13 protein-coding genes are annotated in these 17416 nt (G+C 59.1%); 2 read left to right on the top strand and 11 right to left on the bottom strand.

Features of this window, described 5'->3' with window-relative positions; translation table 11 throughout:
• Positions 1-25: 25 nt before the first annotated feature.
• From AC1MEA_RS18850 to AC1MEA_RS18800, 11 genes are all read right to left on the bottom strand, one after another.
• Complete coding sequence (locus AC1MEA_RS18850) at positions 26-724, bottom strand: anaerobic ribonucleoside-triphosphate reductase activating protein (protein WP_480417058.1); 699 nt, start codon at positions 722-724, stop codon at positions 26-28.
• The gene (nrdD, locus tag AC1MEA_RS18845) at positions 721-888 is read right to left on the bottom strand and encodes an anaerobic ribonucleoside-triphosphate reductase (protein ID WP_219060010.1); all 168 of its coding nucleotides are present in this window, start codon (positions 886-888) and stop codon (positions 721-723) included. Before nrdD ends, AC1MEA_RS18850 begins: the two co-directional genes overlap by 4 nt.
• A 32-nt stretch (positions 889-920) precedes the next feature.
• Complete coding sequence (locus AC1MEA_RS18840; protein ID WP_480417057.1) at positions 921-2939, bottom strand: ribonucleoside triphosphate reductase; 2019 nt, start codon at positions 2937-2939, stop codon at positions 921-923.
• Positions 2940-3091: 152 nt separating this feature from the next.
• A complete protein-coding gene (gene moaA / locus AC1MEA_RS18835) occupies positions 3092-4084 on the bottom strand; it encodes a GTP 3',8-cyclase MoaA (RefSeq protein ID WP_219060012.1) in 993 nt (330 codons plus the stop codon).
• A 24-nt stretch (positions 4085-4108) separates the two neighbouring features.
• Positions 4109-5095 carry a peptidylprolyl isomerase gene (locus AC1MEA_RS18830; RefSeq protein ID WP_219060013.1) on the bottom strand — a complete coding sequence of 329 codons (987 nt, stop codon included), beginning with the start codon at positions 5093-5095 and terminating at the stop codon, positions 4109-4111.
• 10 nt (positions 5096-5105) lie between these two features.
• Complete coding sequence (narI, locus tag AC1MEA_RS18825; RefSeq protein ID WP_219060014.1) at positions 5106-5786, bottom strand: respiratory nitrate reductase subunit gamma; 681 nt, start codon at positions 5784-5786, stop codon at positions 5106-5108.
• Positions 5779-6534, bottom strand: coding sequence for a nitrate reductase molybdenum cofactor assembly chaperone (gene narJ / locus AC1MEA_RS18820; RefSeq protein ID WP_480417056.1), 756 nt, complete (start codon positions 6532-6534; stop codon positions 5779-5781). Before narJ ends, narI begins: the two co-directional genes overlap by 8 nt.
• Positions 6535-6536: 2 nt before the next feature.
• Positions 6537-8075, bottom strand: coding sequence for a nitrate reductase subunit beta (gene narH / locus AC1MEA_RS18815; protein ID WP_046047388.1), 1539 nt, complete (start codon positions 8073-8075; stop codon positions 6537-6539).
• 1 nt (position 8076) lies between these two features.
• The gene (locus AC1MEA_RS18810; protein WP_480417055.1) at positions 8077-11850 is read right to left on the bottom strand and encodes a nitrate reductase subunit alpha; all 3774 of its coding nucleotides are present in this window, start codon (positions 11848-11850) and stop codon (positions 8077-8079) included.
• Between the two features lie 68 nt (positions 11851-11918).
• Positions 11919-13316 (bottom strand): NarK family nitrate/nitrite MFS transporter, encoded by a 1398-nt coding sequence (locus tag AC1MEA_RS18805; protein ID WP_219060017.1) that lies wholly within the window; start codon positions 13314-13316, stop codon positions 11919-11921.
• Positions 13294-14598, bottom strand: coding sequence for an MFS transporter (locus AC1MEA_RS18800; protein WP_449634125.1), 1305 nt, complete (start codon positions 14596-14598; stop codon positions 13294-13296). The genes AC1MEA_RS18805 and AC1MEA_RS18800 overlap by 23 nt, the downstream gene beginning before the upstream one ends.
• Before the next feature lie 314 nt (positions 14599-14912).
• Here AC1MEA_RS18800 and AC1MEA_RS18795 point away from each other — a divergent pair, with 314 nt between their 5' ends.
• Together AC1MEA_RS18795 and narL are read left to right on the top strand one after the other, a co-directional pair.
• Positions 14913-16715: a HAMP domain-containing protein gene (locus tag AC1MEA_RS18795; RefSeq protein ID WP_480417054.1), complete on the top strand. Its 1803-nt coding sequence runs from the start codon at positions 14913-14915 to the stop codon at positions 16713-16715.
• A complete protein-coding gene (narL, locus tag AC1MEA_RS18790; protein WP_480417053.1) occupies positions 16712-17359 on the top strand; it encodes a two-component system response regulator NarL in 648 nt (215 codons plus the stop codon). Before AC1MEA_RS18795 ends, narL begins: the two co-directional genes overlap by 4 nt.
• The last annotated feature ends 57 nt before the right edge of the window (positions 17360-17416 follow it).

Genomic DNA, 17416 nt, shown 5'->3' with positions numbered 1-17416 from the left:
TCTCAAAGTGAGACTTTGGAGGTGTTCATCCCCCACGCAACACAAACTGCGGAAACAACTCGCGCATGACAGCCCAAAGATCGGCTTGCTCAGCCTGTGCCGAAATGCTCGACAGGTTTGGATCAAGCATCCGCGCGGTCCTGACCAACTGCACGGCAAAACATTTGACCCCTTGAGCACTCAAACGCCGGGCCAGGGCCAACAATCGTGCCGGGTCGAACAAGTGCCAATGCACGGTAGTGCGACATTCATAGTCGACACCGCTGGCCAACAGATGCTCCAGGCTCAGCCAGTTGGCGGCACCGCTGCCCCCGACCCGGGTGATGGTTTGACAATCCTCAGGCAACGCCTTGATATCGAAGCCGACCCAATCGGCCCCTCTAACAGCCTTGGCAAAGGCGGCCGGTTTGATTCCGGCGCTGTGCAAACCGATACGAAATCCCATCTCCCGCACTTCTTCCATGGCGCCAGGCAAGCCGTCCTGCAGCGTTGGCTCACCGCCGCTGAATACCACGGCATCGAGCAAGCCCTGACGACGTCGCAGAAACGCCAGCACCTGACACCAATCCACTTCTTCGCTGCCGCGAGGCGGGATCAATTGCGGGTTATGGCAATAACGGCAACGCCAGGCGCAACCCTGGCAAAACAGCACGCAGGCCAGCTGACCTGGATAGTCGAGAGTGGTCAGGGGCACCATGCCCCCGACCCGAAGCGTTCGACTCATTGGCGCCCGGCCAGCGCCGCACTTTCAGTGAAATGGACCCGTTCGCGATGCTCGGACTGCTTGCCCGGATTAAACGCCGATACCGGGCGGTGATAGCCCATCACCCGGGTCCAGACTTCGCAGCGTTGACGTTGAGCCTGGGGCAGGGTTTGCGATGCATTCATGGTGAAGTTCCTTGCGGTTGAGTGAATCGAAATCAATGAACGGCGCAGAGTTTCTGCTCGCGCAACAGCAATGCCTCGTCGCATTTGGGGCAGAACTCATGCTCACCATCGAGGTAGCCGTGCACCGGACAGATGGAGAACGTTGGGGTCACGGTCAGGTAAGGCAGGCGGAAGCGCCCGAGCGCCTTGCGCACCAGCTGTTTGCAGGCCTCGGTCGAGGAAATCCGCTCAGCCATGTACAGATGCAGCACCGTGCCTCCGGTGTATTTGCATTGCAGTTCGTCCTGAAGCTCCAGCGCCTCGAAAGGATCGTCGGTGTAGCCCACCGGCAGTTGCGAAGAATTGGTGTAATACGGCGCCTCAACGCTACCGGCCTGGAGAATCTCGGGATAACGTTTGCGGTCTTCCTTGGCGAAACGGTAGGTGGTGCCCTCGGCCGGGGTGGCTTCGAGGTTGTAGAGGTGGCCGGTTTCCTCCTGGAAACGCAGCAAGGTGGCGCGCACATGGTCCAGCAATTTCAGGGCAAATTGCCGGCCCTGTTCGGTGTGCATGCCCTGCTCGTCTCCGGTGAAATTACGCAGCATTTCATGCAGGCCGTTAAGGCCGATGGTGGAGAAATGGTTGCGCAAGGTGCCCAGGTAACGCTTGGTGTAAGGGTACAAACCTGCATCCATGTGGTGCTGGATCACCTTGCGCTTGACCTCCAGGCTCTCCATCGCCAGTTCCATCAGGGTGTCCAGGCGGCGCAGCAGGCCGCTGGTATCGCCCTTGAACACATAGCCCAGACGCGCGCAGTTGAGGGTAACGACGCCCAGTGAGCCAGTCTGTTCCGCCGAGCCGAACAAGCCGCCGCCGCGCTTGAGCAACTCGCGGACATCCAGCTGCAAGCGACAACACATCGAGCGCACCTGATTGGGCAGCAAGTCCGAGTTGAGAAAGTTCTGGAAGTACGGCAGCCCATAACGTGCCGTCATCTCGAACAGTCGATCAGCATTCTCACTGTCCCAGGGAAAGTCATGGGTAATGTTGTAGGTCGGGATCGGGAAGGTGAACACGCGCCCCTTGGCATCCCCGGCCTGCATCACCTCGATATAGGCACGGTTGAGCAGGTCCATCTCAACCTGCAAATCGCCGTAGGCATAAGGCATTTCCACTCCGCCGACAACGGGAATCTGTTCACGCAGATCCTCCGGGCATACCCAGTCGAACGTCAGGTTGGTGAACGGTGTCTGGGTCCCCCAGCGCGAGGGCACATTGAGGTTGTAGATGAACTCTTGCAGCGCCTGGCGAACGTCCTTGTAGCTTAATTCGTCGTTGCGCACATAAGGCGCCAGATAGGTATCGAATGAGCTGAACGCCTGAGCGCCGGCCCATTCGTTTTGCAGGGTGCCAAGAAAGTTCACCATCTGCCCCAGGGCGCTACTCAGGTGCTGCGGCGGTCCTGCTTCGACACGACCCGGCACACCATTGAGGCCCTCATGCAGCAACGTGCGCAGAGACCAACCGGCACAATAACCGGCGAGCATGTCCAAATCGTGGATATGCAGATCGGCCTCGCGGTGGGCCTGACCGATGGCCTCGCTGTACACCTCATCCAGCCAGTAATTGGCAGTGACCTTGCCGGAGACATTGAGCACCAGCCCACCGAGCGAATACCCCTGATTGGCGTTGGCCTGCACCCGCCAGTCTTCGCGAGACAGGTACTCGTTCATCGAAGCCGCCACTTCGACGATCGCCTTGCGATCACGACGCAGGCGTCCATGCTGCTCCCGATAGACGATGTAGGCACGCAGGGCCTGAAAGAAACCGGCATCCATCAAGACCCGTTCGACCCGATCCTGGATCTGCTCGACATGCAACTCCGGTAAATCCTCCAGACTGACCAGCACGGCGTCGAGCAACTCCTCGGCCATGGCGGCATCGACGAAGTCATCGCTGGCACGACCGGTGGCGATGATCGCCTGACGGATCTTGTCTGCATCGAAGGCGACCTGACTGCCATCGCGTTTGTGCAAGCGGTTACACCCTACTGTGATCAGCGTGCTCTGCATTTGGCCTCCAAACACTACATATAGATGTTTTAACTTTTAAAAACACAACATGCAGTAAAGACTACGGACAAAGGACTCATTTGCAATTGATCGACGTCAAGAATCGTCAGCAAAAAAAAGGCCGCCCCACGGCGGCCAGAAAACACTCCGGATCAACCGCCACTCATGCTCATGAAGCGCAGAATCTGCACCTCGCCTTCGGGGTTGAAATCGTGGCGCAATGGCTTGCCAAGCAAGGCCTGGCGCACTGCGTTGATCACCGGTTGGTCGTCCAGCGGATAGCGGCGCAGCAAACCGCGTAAATCAAGGGCATCGTCCTGCCCCAGGCAAAGCAACAGTCGCCCTTCAACCGTCATCCGCACCCGGTTGCAGCTGCCGCAGAAGTTGTGGCTATTGGGTGAAATGAAACCGATCCGGGTATCGGGGTGGCGCTCCAGGCGAACATAACGTGCCGGTCCACCGCTGTTTTCGGTGCTGTCGAGCAACCGATGACGACTCGCGATCAGTGCACGCACCTCGTCGCTGGAACAGAATGTCTCGCCCCGCGAACGCCCGACGTCACCCAAGGGCATCTCTTCGATGAAACTGATATCGATGTGTTGCTCGATGGCGTACTGCACCAACCCAAGGACTTCATCAAAGTTGCGCCCTTTCATGACCACGCAATTGAGCTTGATCCGCTCAAAGCCCGCACCGCGAGCCGCTTCGATGCCGTTGAGCACCTGATCGAGATCACCGTTGCGGGTGATGGCGCGAAATTTCTCCCCGTCCAGACTGTCAAGGCTGATGTTCATCCGCTTGACCCCAGCCTCCGCCAACGGCCGGGCCAAACGGCCCAGTTGCGAGCCGTTGCTGGTCATCACCAGTTCGCGCAGACCGGGCAAAGCGGCAATGTTGCGGCACAGGCCGACAATACCGGGGCGAATCAGCGGCTCGCCGCCGGTCAGGCGGATTTTGCGCACCCCCAGACCGACAAACAGCGTCGCCAGACGCTGCAACTCTTCGAGCGTAAGGACCTGCTGACGCGGCAGGAAGGTCATATTTTCCGCCATGCAATACACACAGCGAAAATCACAACGATCAGTCACCGACATCCGCAAATAATCGATCTGCCGCCCAAAACCATCCTGCATGACAGCGCTCATTACATCTCCCGGTTTGCCAAAGGGTTACTGCACCAGCGGTGAGTCGGCGCCCTGCAAGTGAATACCGCGAATATCCGCAGCACCGATCAGGGTTTGCAGGTACTGCACCAGGGCTTTCTGCCAGACACCTTGTTGCAGCTGCGTGCGAATTGCTGTCGAAACCACCTCATAGGGCAACGGCATGCCTTCGATCCGTTGATCGACACTGATCACATGCCAGCCGTAACGACTCTCCAGCGGTTTACTGGCCAGGCCCGGCGCCAGAGTGAACAGCTGGCGTTCCAGCTCGGGCACGGTTTGCCCTTTGCTGATCTGCCCCAGGGAGCCACCTTGAGCCTTCGACGGACAGGCCGAATACTTCAGCGCCACCTCGGAGAAGCTGCCAGGGAAATCCTCCAGGCGCTGTAGCAGTACTTCCGCCTGATCGTGCGCCAGACCTCGGGCCTCGGCATCGTCCGGGGCACATTCGAGCAGAATGTGCCGCACCGCTAACAGCGGTGCGCTGTGGAAGCGACCGCGATTGTTTTCGTAGTAACGAAGACTGGTTTCCTCATCACACTGAGGCACCTGCACTTCACGTTCGAGCAACAAACGGGTGGCCGCTTCCTCTTCGTTCTCACCGGCACCTATCTGCAACGACAGGTCGAGTTCGGCGATTCGCTGCTGCAACAACTCGCGGATCACCAGCGCCCTGGTGGCCAGATACACCGCTTCCTCGCGGCTTTCAGCCGGGTGATATTGCAGCTCCTGGGCCATCATTTCTGGGGTGATCGATACATCGTTGACGCTGATGATCGGCCACTCCTGTTCGCTGCTGGCGATCAATTGCACCGGGGCGCCGTCGGCAGCCGCCGGTTCAGTTGCTCCTGATTCAACCGGGAGGGGCTCAAACTGCACCGCCCCGCCTGTCGCGATATCCACGACGCCGGGCGCCGAGGACTCCGCTTGCTTTGAAGATCCGCAGCCACCGCTGCCGCCGTTACCGCCGCCACATCCACATCCACCTGACATGATTGCCTCCTCAGATTTTCTGCCGAACGATTTGATAACGCCGCCCCAGGTACCAGATCGGTGCACTGATCATGTGTACAAGACGAGTGAAGGGGAACAGCACGAACAGGGTCAAGCCGAGAAACACGTGCAGCTTGTAGATCAAGCCAACTGGCTCGATGGCCGCCGCCGCTTCCATCGGACGCAACAGCACGGTGTTCTGCGCCCAATCGGCGAGCAGCACCATGACCGAGCCGTCCATGTGCGAAGTGGACGCCACGATCGTCAGCAGGCCGAGTACCAACTGCGCCAGCAGCACCAGCAGAATCAAAATATCTGAAGGGCTGGAAGTGGCGCGCACCCGTGGATCGGTGAGCCGTCGATTGACCAGCATCAGCAGACCAATCAGGCACAACAGGCCGAAAACCCCGCCGGAGACCATCGCCAGCAACTGCTTGTTCTCAGTGCTGATCACATGGTGATAAACCGACGCTGGCGTCAGCAAGCCGACAAAGTGCCCGGCCAATACAAACAACACACCTATATGGAAGAAGTTGCTCGCCACGCGCATCCCGCGATTGTTGAGCATCTGACTGGAGCCAGCCTTCCAGGTGTACTGCGAGAGATCGAAGCGTGCCCAACTGCCTAACAGGCAGATCGCCAGGGCGACATAGGGGTACACCCCGAACAACAACAGATTCCATTTAGACATTACCTATCTCCCCGGCTGGCACGGCGGCCAACCCTTCATGCTGAAAATCAACCCAGTGCAGCGGTACTGCGCTTTCCTCACGGGCCTTGCCCGGCGCACTCGGCAGGGAGCCACAACGGTCCTGCTGTTCAGCCTGGAGAAAGTCCACGGCCTCTTCTTCCCAGATTTTGTCGAGGGCTTCGAGGGAGTCGTCGCGGGGTTCCGCTGCGACCTGCGCACGCAGATCGGCCACCGCCTGATGAGGCTCGGCCCCGGCGATCTGCAGCAGCGACCGGAAGCAACTGGCGTAAGCACTCTCACGCTCTTCCAGACGCGCCGCCAGCAAGGCCAACAGATGCGAAACATCGGCCAGGCCCTCGCGAGCCTCGATGTCTTCGCGGGTGGAGAGGAACTCCAGGTACAGCGGGATGTAGTCCGGCAGCTCTTTGACGCCGATGGCAAAACCGGCCTCCTCGTATTGCGCCATCATGTCGACCATGGCTTGACCCCGGTCACGGGATTCGCCGTGCACATGCTCGAACAGCAGCAACGACAGCGAGCGACCCCGACCGAACAGCGCACCGTAGTGCTCCTGCCCGTCCATCAGGTCATTGGCGCAGATCAGCTCAAGCAATTCGAACAACGCGCCGCGCTGCTTGGGGCTGATTTCCCGGGCCTGGATAATCGCCTGCTCCAGTTCTTCACGACCGGCAATCAATGTCTCGGTCGGATAATCGAGCAGAAGCGAAATCACTTTGAGAATGCGCATGCTCATTCCTCCCACAACTGAACGGTTTTCAGGATGTCGCGGCGGTTGGCTTTCTTCGCGCCAAACATATTGGTGTCGGAACTGCCACTGCAGCCGCTGCCGAAACTGAAGCCGCAGCCCGAGCGCTCGGCAAAAGCATCGCTCATGGCATCTTCACGGTGGGCGCTGGGCACCACGAAACGGTCTTCGTAGTTGGCGATCGCCAGGTAGCGATACATCTCCTCGACCTGGGCCACGCTCAAGCCGACATCCGCCAGCACTTGCAGGTCCTGAACGCCATCGACTTGTTCGGAACGTTTGTAGGCACGCATTGCCAGCAAGCGTTTGAGCGCGCGCTTGACCGGTTTTTCATCGCCCGCCGTCAGCAGGTTGGCCAGGTACTTCAGGGGAATACGCAGGCTATCGACATCCGGGATCACCCCGTTCATGCCCACGGTGCCAGCCGTTGCGGCGTTCTGGATCGGCGACAGCGGCGGTACGTACCAGACCATCGGCAAGGTGCGGTATTCCGGGTGCAGCGGCAGCGCGAGTTTCCAGTCCACGGCCATTTTGTAGACCGGCGAACGTTGTGCGGAATCGATCACCGACTGAGGTACACCGTCGGCCAGGGCCTGGCGAATCACTGCCGGGTCATTCGGGTCGAGGAAGATCTCCAGTTGTTTTTCGTACAGATCCTGCTCATTCGCCGTGCTCGCCACTTCGCTGATGCGGTCGGCGTCATACAGCAGCACGCCGAGGTAGCGAATCCGCCCGACGCAAGTTTCGGCACAGACCGTCGGCATCCCGGCTTCGATACGCGGGTAGCAGAAGATGCACTTCTCGGATTTACCGCTTTTCCAGTTGAAGTAGATCTTCTTGTACGGGCAGCCGCTGATGCACATCCGCCAGCCACGGCATTTTTCCTGGTCGATCAGGACAATCCCGTCTTCTTCGCGCTTGTAGATCGCCCCGCTCGGGCAGGCCGCTGCGCACGTAGGGTTGAGGCAGTGCTCGCACAGACGCGGCAAATACATCATGAATGTATTTTCATACTCGCCGTAGATGTCGGCCTGGATCTTGTCGAAGTTCTTGTCTTTGCGCCGTTTGGCGAATTCAGTACCGAGGATTTCCTCCCAGTTCGGGCCCCACTCGATTTTTTCCATACGCTTGCCAGAAATCAGCGAGCGCGGCCGTGCCGTTGGCTGGTGTTCGCCCAGCGGTGCTGTGTGCAGATGCTGGTAATCGAAGTCGAAGGGTTCGTAGTAATCATCAAGGCTCGGCAGATCCGGGTTGGCAAAAATATTCGCCAACACGCGGAATTTACCGCCAATGCGCGGGTTGATCGTGCCGTTGGCGTTGCGGATCCAGCCGCCCTTCCACTTGTCCTGGTTTTCCCATTCTTTCGGGTAGCCGATCCCGGGTTTCGATTCGACGTTGTTGAACCAGGCGTATTCCATGCCTTCACGACTGGTCCAGACGTTTTTGCAGGTGATTGAGCACGTGTGGCAACCGATGCATTTGTCCAGGTTCAGAACCATGCCGATTTGTGAGCGAATCTTCATCTCAGTTCTCCTCGATATCGGTCGGCAGGGGACGCGGCAGGTCATCGCCTGTCGAACCATCGAGCCAGTCGACTTTGGCCATCTTGCGCACCACGACGAATTCATCGCGGTTGCAACCGACCGTGCCGTAATAGTTGAAACCGTAGGCTTGCTGGGCGTAGCCACCGATCATGTGGGTTGGCTTGAGCACAACGCGGGTGACCGAGTTGTGATGGCCGCCACGGGTCTTGGTGGTTTCGGAACCGGGCACGTTCACGATCCGTTCCTGGGCGTGGTACATCATCACCATGCCTTCCTTGACCCGCTGACTGACCACCGCGCGGGCGGTCAGCGCACCGTTGATGTTGAAGCACTCGATCCAGTCGTTGTCTTCGATACCGGCGCGTTTCGCGTCGATCTCCGAGAGCCAGACAATCGGCCCGCCACGGCTGAGGGTGAGCATCAGCAGGTTGTCGCTGTAGGTGCTGTGGATGCCCCATTTCTGGTGCGGAGTGATCCAGTTCAGGACGATTTCGGTTTCGCCGTTGCTGCGCTTGCCTTTCACCCCTTCGATGGTGCGGGTGTTGACCGGCGGCCGATAACTCATCAGCTGCTCACCGAACGCCTGCATCCACGGGTGATCCTGATAGAACTGCTGGCGACCGGTGATGGTGCGCCATGGAATCCCTTCGTGAACGTTGGTGTAACCGGCGTTATAGCTGACGTGATCGTCTTCGAGTCCCGACCAGGTCGGGCTGGAAATGATCTTGCGCGGCTGCGCCTGAATATCGCGGAAACGAATCGCCTCGTGGGCTTTTGACAGCGCCAGATGGCTGTGGTCAATGCCAGTGAATTCCGACAGCGCGGCCCAGGCCTTGACCGCCACCTGGCCGTTGGTTTCCGGTGCCAGGGACAGAATCACTTCAGCAGCATCGATCGCCGTGTCGATTTTCGGCCGACCCTGGCTGATACCGGCTGCGCCTTCGTGGTGATTGAGTTCACCGAGGAATTTCACTTCGTCATCGGTGTTCCAGTTGATGCCCTTGCCACCGTTGCCGTTTTTCTCGAGCAATGGCCCAAGGGAAGTGAACTGTTTGTAGATGTTCGGATAGTCACGCTCCACCACATGCAGGTTCGGGGCGTTCTTGCCTGGCTCTGGGGCCACGCCGGCACTTTTCCAGTCGGTACCGCCGAATGGCTGGGCCAGTTCGCCGACGCTGTCGTGCATCAGCGGGATGGTGACCAGATCCTTTTCAACGCCCAGATGCCCTTCGGACATGCTGGAGAACGCCTTGGCGATACCTTTGTAGATCTCCCAGTCCGAACGCGATTCCCAGGCCGGGTCGATGGCTGCCGACAACGGGTGAATGAACGGGTGCATGTCCGAGGTGTTCATGTCGTCTTTTTCGTACCAGGTTGCCGTCGGCAACACGATGTCCGAGTAGACGCACGTCGAGGACATGCGGAAGTCCAGCGTGGTGACCAGATCGAGTTTGCCGATAGCGCCCTCGTCCACCCATTCCGCCTCTTCCGGCTTGCAGTCGCCAACCTTGCCGATATCTTCGTTCATCACACCGTTTTTGGTGCCGAGCAGGTACTTGAGCATGTACTCGTGGCCTTTGCCCGAGGAGCCTAGCAGGTTGGAACGCCAGATAAACATGTTGCGCGGGAAGTTGACCGGGCTGTCCGGCTGTTCGCAGGAGAACCGCAGGGAACCGTCCTGCAACGACTTGACCACGTAGTCCTTGGGGTCCATGCCCGCAGCGGCAGCGTCACGACAAATATGCAGCGGGTTGGTGTTCAGTTGTGGCGCGCTGGGCAGCCAACCGGCGCGTTCGGCGCGGATGTTGTAGTCCAGGGCATGTTCGGGGAACTGACTTTTATCGGCCAGCGGCGAGAGCACGTCGTGCATGCTCATTTTCTCGTGACGCCATTGCGAACTATGGGCGTAGAAGAAACTGGTGCCGTTCATTTGCCGTGGAGGACGATTCCAGTCGAGGCCGAACGCCAGTGGCAGCCAACCGCATTGCGGACGGAGTTTTTCCTGACCGACGTAGTGCGCCCAACCGCCACCGGTCTGGCCGACACAACCGCAGAGCATGAGCATGTTGATCAGCCCACGGTAGTTCATGTCCATGTGGTACCAGTGATTCATCGCGGCGCCGACGATGATCATCGAGCGACCCTTGGTCTTGTCGGCGTTGTCGGCGAACTCACGGGCGATCTGGATGGCTTTCTCACGGCTGACGCCGGTGATCTGCTCCTGCCAGGCCGGGGTACCGGGTACGCTGGCGTCGTCGTAATCCTTGGCAACGTTGGCGCCACCAAGGCCGCGATCGATCGCCAGATTGGCCGCCGACAGGTCGAACACGGTGGCGACTTTCGCCACGCTGCCGTCCGCCAGAACCACGTTATGCACCGGTACACGCCGGTATTGCACGGCATCGCCTGCCACGTGCTGGAAGTGTTCGTGGGACTCGCCGGCAAAATACGGGAACGCCACTTCGGCGACGTCATCACCGATCAGACTCAGCTTCAGATCGATCTCACGGCCTTCGCCGCCTTCACGAGCGAGGATGTTCCACTTGCCCTTCTCGCCCCAGCGATAACCGATGGAGCCCTGGGGTGAAACCAGTTCACCGCTGACATCCAGGGCGATGGTTTTCCATTCTGGGTTGTTTTCCTGGCCGAGATTGTCGGTCAGGTCACTGGCGCGCAAGAAGCGGTCCGGCTGGTAACCGGCGCCCGGTGCCACGTCCACCATTTGCTTGAGCAGTACCAGCACTGGCAAATCGGTGAAGCGCTTGGCGTATTCGGTGAAATAGGCGCTTGGCTTGTCCAGGTGGAATTCTTTGAAGATCACATGGTTGAACGCCTGGGCCAGCGCCGCATCGGTGCCTTGTTTAGGGTTCAGCCACAGGTCGGTAAGCTTGGCGACTTCCGAGTAATCTGGAGTGATGGCGACCGTTTTGGTGCCCTTGTAACGGACTTCGGTGAAAAAGTGCGCATCCGGGGTACGGGTCTGAGGAACGTTGGAACCCCAGGCAATGATGTAGTTGGAGTTGTACCAGTCGGCCGATTCCGGCACGTCGGTCTGCTCGCCCCAGACCATCGGCGAAGCCGGTGGCAAGTCGCAGTACCAGTCATAGAAGCTCAGGCACGCGCCGCCGATCAGCGACAGATAACGCGAACCTGCGGCATAGCTGACCATCGACATGGCAGGAATCGGCGAGAAACCGACGATCCGGTCGGGACCATATTGCTTGATGGTATAGACGTTGGCAGCGGCGATGATCTCGTTGACTTCCTCCCAGTTGGAACGAATGAAGCCACCCATGCCGCGTTTGCTTTTATAAGAGTCGGCCTTGACCTTGTCCTCGACGATGCTGGCCCAGGCTTCGACCGGTGCCATTGTCTGCCGCGCATCGCGCCAGAGTTTGAGCAACGGCTTGCGAATTTTCGGGTACTTGAGCCGGTTGGCGCTGTAGATATACCAGCTATAGCTGGCACCACGCGGGCAGCCACGGGGCTCATGGTTGGGCAGATCGTTGCGGGTACGCGGGTAGTCCGTCTGTTGGGTTTCCCACGTGATCAGACCGTTTTTGACGTAAATTTTCCAGGAACAGGATCCCGTGCAGTTCACCCCATGGGTGGAGCGCACGATCTTGTCGTACTGCCACCGCGAACGGTAGACGTTCTCCCAGTCGCGGGACTCCTTGCGGGTCTCTCCATGACCGTCGGAAAACTCGTTTTGCTTGCGATTGAAAAACCGCAGTTGATCCAGTAAATGACTCAAGGTGTATTCCTCTCAGGCTTGCCGCGGGGTCTGTGCCCCGCCCACGCAATGGTTGGATTCGGGTCGTGTCAGCAGGGCGTCGCGGCGCCCTTGCGGGCGTACCACCACCAGGTCACCACAATGCAACTCAGGTAAAAGCCGACGAACATGTAGAAGGCCATCTCCGGGCCGCCGGTCTGCGCCATCGAAGTGCCGAAAGATTTGGGAATGAAGAACGCACCGAAGGCGCCCATCGCGGAACTGAAGCCGAGCACTGCAGCCGACTCCTTGCCGGCATTTTTCATCGCTTGTTCGCGGATGGCAGGCGCTTGCCCGGCGGAGAACTTTTCATGAAGGGTGCGGAAGATCACCGGGATCATCCGGAAGGTGGAGCCGTTGCCCACGCCCGTGGTGATGAACAGCAGCATGAACATGCCGAGGAAGCCGTAGAAGTTGCCGCCCGTACCGTGCTGCGGCAGAAAGTGCAGCACACCGAACACCATGACGATCATCAGGACGAAGTTCCACAAGGTCACTTTCGCGCCGCCGAGCTTGTCCGCCAACCAGCCGCCCAATGGGCGCACTAAGGCACCCACCAAAGGGCCGAGGAAGGCGAATTTCAAGGCGATGACATCAGGGAAGGAGGTTTTGATCAGCAGCGGAAAGGCTGCGGAAAAGCCGATGAACGAACCGAAGGTTGCCAGGTACAACCAGCACATCAGCCAGTTGTGCTTGCGCTTGAAGATCACTGCCTGCTCGCTGAACGAGGCTCTGGCGCTGGACAAGTCATTCATGCCGAACCAGGCAATCACCGTCACCGCGACAATGAACGGTACCCAGATAAACCCTGCGTTCTGCAGCCACAACTGGCTGCCGTCTGGCAGTACTTGCGGTGATCCGCCCATGAAGCCGAACACACCAAAGGTAATCACCAGCGGCACACAGAACTGCATCACCGAGACACCCAGGTTACCCAGCCCGGCGTTGAGGCCCAGGGCCGTACCCTGCTGGGACTTGGGATAGAAGAAGCTGATGTTGGACATGCTCGAGGCAAAGTTGCCGCCGCCGAAACCGCAGAGCAAGGCAATCAGGACAAACACGCTGTAGGAGGTGCTCGGGTCCTGCACGGCGAAGCCCATCCAGATCGATGGCAGCAACAGCGACGCAGTACTCAGGGCGGTCCAGCGGCGGCCGCCGAAGATCGGCACCATAAAGGAGTAGAAGACCCGCAAGGTTGCGCCAGAGAGCCCAGGCAATGCCGCCAGCCAAAACAGCTGATCGGTGCTGAAGGTGAAGCCAATGGCGTTCAAACGCACAATCACCGTGCTCCAGACCATCCACACCGCAAAGGCCAACAACAGCGCGGGAATCGAGATCCACAGGTTACGTGTGGCGGTCTGTTTGCCGGTACGCCCCCAGAACGCTGGGTCTTCCGGGCGCCAGTCGTGAATGACCGGGCCTGAATCAGGCTTTTGCAGAACGGACATGTTCTTCTCCTTGGGCAATACTGGAAAACGGGGATGGGGTCGCTGGCGGCTGCTTACCGAGCCACGGGCGTTTGCGGATTTCGCTGAAATACATCCAGGTGAGGGAGACCCAGACCACGCCATACATCAACATGAAGCAGGAGGAGCGCACGCCGGTCAGGTCCACCAGTGCGCCGAACAGAATCGGCAACACGAAACCACCCAAGCCGCCAGCAAGGCCGACAATGCCGGACACCGCCCCCATGTTTTCCGGGTAGTCATTGGCGATATATTTGAAAACCGACGCCTTGCCGAACGCGAAGGCGATACCCATGACGAACAGCAGTGCGGTGAATAGCGTGGGGCTCAAGCCGATATGAACGTTCAGCGGGCCGTTGATGGTCTGCACCTGCAATTGAGTCTGGGGATACGAGAGCAGGAACAAGCAGATCCAGCTGACCCACAACACCCACCAGGTGACGCTTTGAGGCCCCCAGCGATCCGACATCCAGCCGCCGACGGCACGCAGTACGCCGCCGGGCAGGGAAAAGCAGGCCGCCAACAGGGCCGCGCTTTGCAGGTTGAAGCCGTATTCCTGCACGTAGTATTTGGTCATCCACAGCGCCAGGCCGACATAGCCGCCGAAAACGATCGAGTAGTACTGGCAGTAACGCCACACTGCAGGGTCCTTCAACGCACTTAGTTGTTCACGCAAGCTGGCGCCATTGGCGCTGCGATGGTCTTTGTTTTCTGCGCTCAAGAACCAGAACAGCAGTGCAGTGATGAACAGGATTGCGCTGTAGACTTTCGGCACCAACTGCCAGCTGCCGGCAGCGATCAGCGCCGGAGCCAGAAACTTGGTCACCGCGGCCCCGGCGTTACCGGCACCGAAGATGCCCATGGCGAAGCCCTGGTTCTCCTTGTCGAACCATTTGGCGACATAGGCAATCCCCACTGAAAACGAGCCGCCGGCGAGGCCAACGAACAAACCCAACGCCAGGAACTGCCAGTAGGCGGTGGCGTGGCTGATCAGATACAGTGGCGCCACGCAGGCCAGCATCAGCAGGAAGAACACGCTGCGCCCGCCGAAGCGGTCGGTCAGCAGGCCCAACGGCAAACGCACCAGCGAGCCGGTCAGCACCGGGGTCGCGGCGAGCAGGCCGAATTGGGTTTCGTTGAGCTGGAGAAGCTCCTTGATCGGCACGCCGAGCACGGCAAACATCATCCAGACCATAAAACACACTGTGAAGGCCAGCGTACTCATACCCAGCACAAGCCCTTGTTGCACACGCGGTTGGGTCACAATGCTCTCCAGTCAGTTATCCATGGCTGGAGACTAGTGAGGCGCACCCTGCAGAAAATTGACCCACATCAACGAAGCCCATGGCGCTATAAGCCTATGCTGATGCGGTCTACCTCCAAGGAGGTAGACCAAAAATCCAATAAAACCCTATATTTATCAACCTGTTAACTTTTTATGTCGACGCTTTGACCTACCGGGAGAGGCCGACAACTCTTTAGAGGTAGTGCGACCGGGATCGGCTGCAAAACCATCCGCAGCCACCATTTGGAGTTCTACATGCCAGGTTTCCTCATCTTGTTTCTGGGTCAGCGCTGATGCTGCGCTGGTTGCGCAGCTCCCTGCCCGCTCGCGCTGCGCTAGCGGTGATCCTGATTGCCATCCTGGCGCTCGCCAGCTCCCTGAGCGCCGGGCTGATCGCTTGGTTCAGTCAGGGCGATGCAGCGGCCATCAACACCGCCGGTTCCGTGCGCATGGAGACCTACCACCTGAGCTGGAAACTGGCCTCTGGCGCAACCGGTGAAGAAATCTCAACCATCACCGACAGCCTGCAACAACGCCTGGACAGTCAATCGCTCAAGGCTGTGCTGGACGATGGTCCGGCAACCGCCCTGCAGGCCAGCTACCAACAAATCCAGCAACGCTGGAGCACCGATTTACGTCCGGCGCTGGAGCGTGGCGACTCGGAATTTTTCCAGGCCAATGCCTTGCCTTTCGTCGAGCAACTGAACCAGTTCGTCAGCCTGTTGCAGCAACAAAGCGAACACAAACAAGGCTGGCAGCAGGCAATCCAGGGCATGGCCCTGTTCACCACCATCTTCATCCTGCTGATCGGTCTATATGAGTTGCAGTACGGCGTCGTAAAGCCCTTGCAAGAACTGGTGGACGCCACCAAGCGCTTTCGCGACGCAGACTTCAAAGTGAGGGTCAACCATCAGTCGCAAGATGAGCTGGGCCAGTTGGCCATGAGCTTCAACGCCATGGCCGAAACCATCGAAGAGTCCCACCGCACCCTAGAAAGTCAGGTCCAACAGAAAACCCTGAACCTGCAACAAGCCAATGCCGCCCTGGAACTGCTGTACCAAAGCAGCCGCAGCCTGGCTACACGCCTGGCCAATGCCGAAGGGCTGGATGAGCTGATCCGGCGCTTCCAGCAACGCTTGCCTGGGTTGCGTCTATCGCTGTGCTTGCGCGGCGCGGTGCAGGCACCCGCCTCGCACATGCTCGCCCTGCATGGCGAAAACCACCGGGAAGTCTGTGCCAGCAGCGAATGCGCCACCTGCCAGAAACACACTAAATCCAGTCCGCAAACCTTCAGCATCAGCAACCAGGGCAATGAACTGGGTGAGCTCAAGGCGCATTTTGACGATGGGCATCGGGCACAGAACTGGGAATCCCAACTGATCCAGGCGCTGGCCAACCTGATCGGTACCTCGCTCTCGCTCAAACGCCAGCGCGAACAGGATCATCGCCTGCTGCTGCTCGAAGAACGCACTATCATTGCCCGCGAGCTGCACGACTCACTGGCCCAGGCGCTGTCGTACATGAAGCTGCAAGTCAGCCGCATGCAAACCCTGATGCGCCGTGGCGAACCGGTCGAAACCCTGGAAACCGTCACCGCCGAACTGCGCGAGGGGCTGAACAATGCCTACCGCCAGCTACGCGAACTGTTGACCACCTTTCGCTTGCAGATTCACGACGAAGGGCTGGTGCAAGAGCTCAAGGACACCGCCCAGGAATTCTCCCGCCGTGGGGATTTCCTGGTGCAACTGCACGTCGATACGCTGGCCTTTCAACTGTCGGCCAGTGAGCAGATCCACATTCTGCAAATCACTCGCGAAGCGCTGTCCAACTGCTCGCGCCACGCCCATGCGCAAAACGCCTGGCTGCAACTGCGTCAGGACGGCGAAACCGTCAGGCTCTCGGTCGAAGACGACGGTCGGGGCTTCAGCGGCAATATCGACAAGCGTGAACACCACGGCCTGACCATCATGGAGGAACGCGCCCGCAGCTTGCGCGGCCACCTGCAGATATGTTCCCGGGTGCCGCAAGGCACCCTCGTCCAACTGGAATTCCAACCGGAGTTTCTCGGGCAACAAACAGAAGGTAGCGTTTCATGAATCCGCCCCTGCGACACAGAATCCTGCTGGTGGACGATCATCCGATGATGCGTCATGGCATCCGCCAAATGCTCGAACTCGAAGATGATTTCGAGATCGTCGGTGAAGCCGGAAACGGTGAAGAAGCACTCGCGCTCATCGAGCCGTTGCAACCCGATCTGATATTGCTCGATAACAACATGCCGCAGATGAATGGCATTGAAACCCTGCGGCGGTTACGGGCCACGCACTACACGGGAAAGGTGCTGCTGTTTACGGTGTCGGACGCCGAAGACGATATTCGTGACGCGCTGCGCCTGGATGCCGATGGCTACCTGCTCAAGGACATGGAACCCGAACTGTTGATTCAATACATTCGTGATGCATTGAACGGTGCACTGGTCATCAGTCCCGGCCTGACTCGGGCCATGGCCCAGGCATTGCGTTCACCGCCACGCGAGGCCGTGGTGGAACTGACCGAACGCGAACGCCAGGTACTGAAAACCATTGCCAGTGGTTTTAGCAACAAGGTCATCGGGCACAAGCTGGGCATCACCGAAGGTACGGTCAAGGTTCACGTCAAAAACCTGCTGCACAAGCTCGGCTTGCGCTCGCGGGTAGAGGCGGCCGTGTGGGCCATGGAGCATCTGCGCAGCACCAGCTGACGGACATCCCTCTTTGGAGGTAGACCTGCGGAGGCATAGGCCACAGGGTCCGCGAGC

This window comes from Pseudomonas sp. ASL8 (genome assembly GCF_056680355.1).
Note: the sequence above shows the minus strand (reverse complement) of the source record. Positions and strands in the feature narration are given on the sequence as shown.

What these genes read in the sequence shown, in the direction of transcription:
- AC1MEA_RS18805 (WP_219060017.1), bottom strand. Translation starts at nt 13,316, where the DNA reads ATGTCCGTTCTGCAAAAGCCTGATTCAGGCCCGGTCATTCACGACTGG.
- nrdD (WP_219060010.1), bottom strand. Translation starts at nt 888, where the DNA reads ATGAATGCATCGCAAACCCTGCCCCAGGCTCAACGTCAACGCTGCGAA.
- narI (WP_219060014.1), bottom strand. Translation starts at nt 5,786, where the DNA reads ATGTCTAAATGGAATCTGTTGTTGTTCGGGGTGTACCCCTATGTCGCC.
- moaA (WP_219060012.1), bottom strand. Translation starts at nt 4,084, where the DNA reads ATGAGCGCTGTCATGCAGGATGGTTTTGGGCGGCAGATCGATTATTTG.
- narH (WP_046047388.1), bottom strand. Translation starts at nt 8,075, where the DNA reads ATGAAGATTCGCTCACAAATCGGCATGGTTCTGAACCTGGACAAATGC.
- narJ (WP_480417056.1), bottom strand. Translation starts at nt 6,534, where the DNA reads ATGCGCATTCTCAAAGTGATTTCGCTTCTGCTCGATTATCCGACCGAG.
- AC1MEA_RS18830 (WP_219060013.1), bottom strand. Translation starts at nt 5,095, where the DNA reads ATGTCAGGTGGATGTGGATGTGGCGGCGGTAACGGCGGCAGCGGTGGC.
- AC1MEA_RS18850 (WP_480417058.1), bottom strand. Translation starts at nt 724, where the DNA reads ATGAGTCGAACGCTTCGGGTCGGGGGCATGGTGCCCCTGACCACTCTC.
- AC1MEA_RS18840 (WP_480417057.1), bottom strand. Translation starts at nt 2,939, where the DNA reads ATGCAGAGCACGCTGATCACAGTAGGGTGTAACCGCTTGCACAAACGC.
- AC1MEA_RS18795 (WP_480417054.1), top strand. Translation starts at nt 14,913, where the DNA reads ATGCTGCGCTGGTTGCGCAGCTCCCTGCCCGCTCGCGCTGCGCTAGCG.
- narL (WP_480417053.1), top strand. Translation starts at nt 16,712, where the DNA reads ATGAATCCGCCCCTGCGACACAGAATCCTGCTGGTGGACGATCATCCG.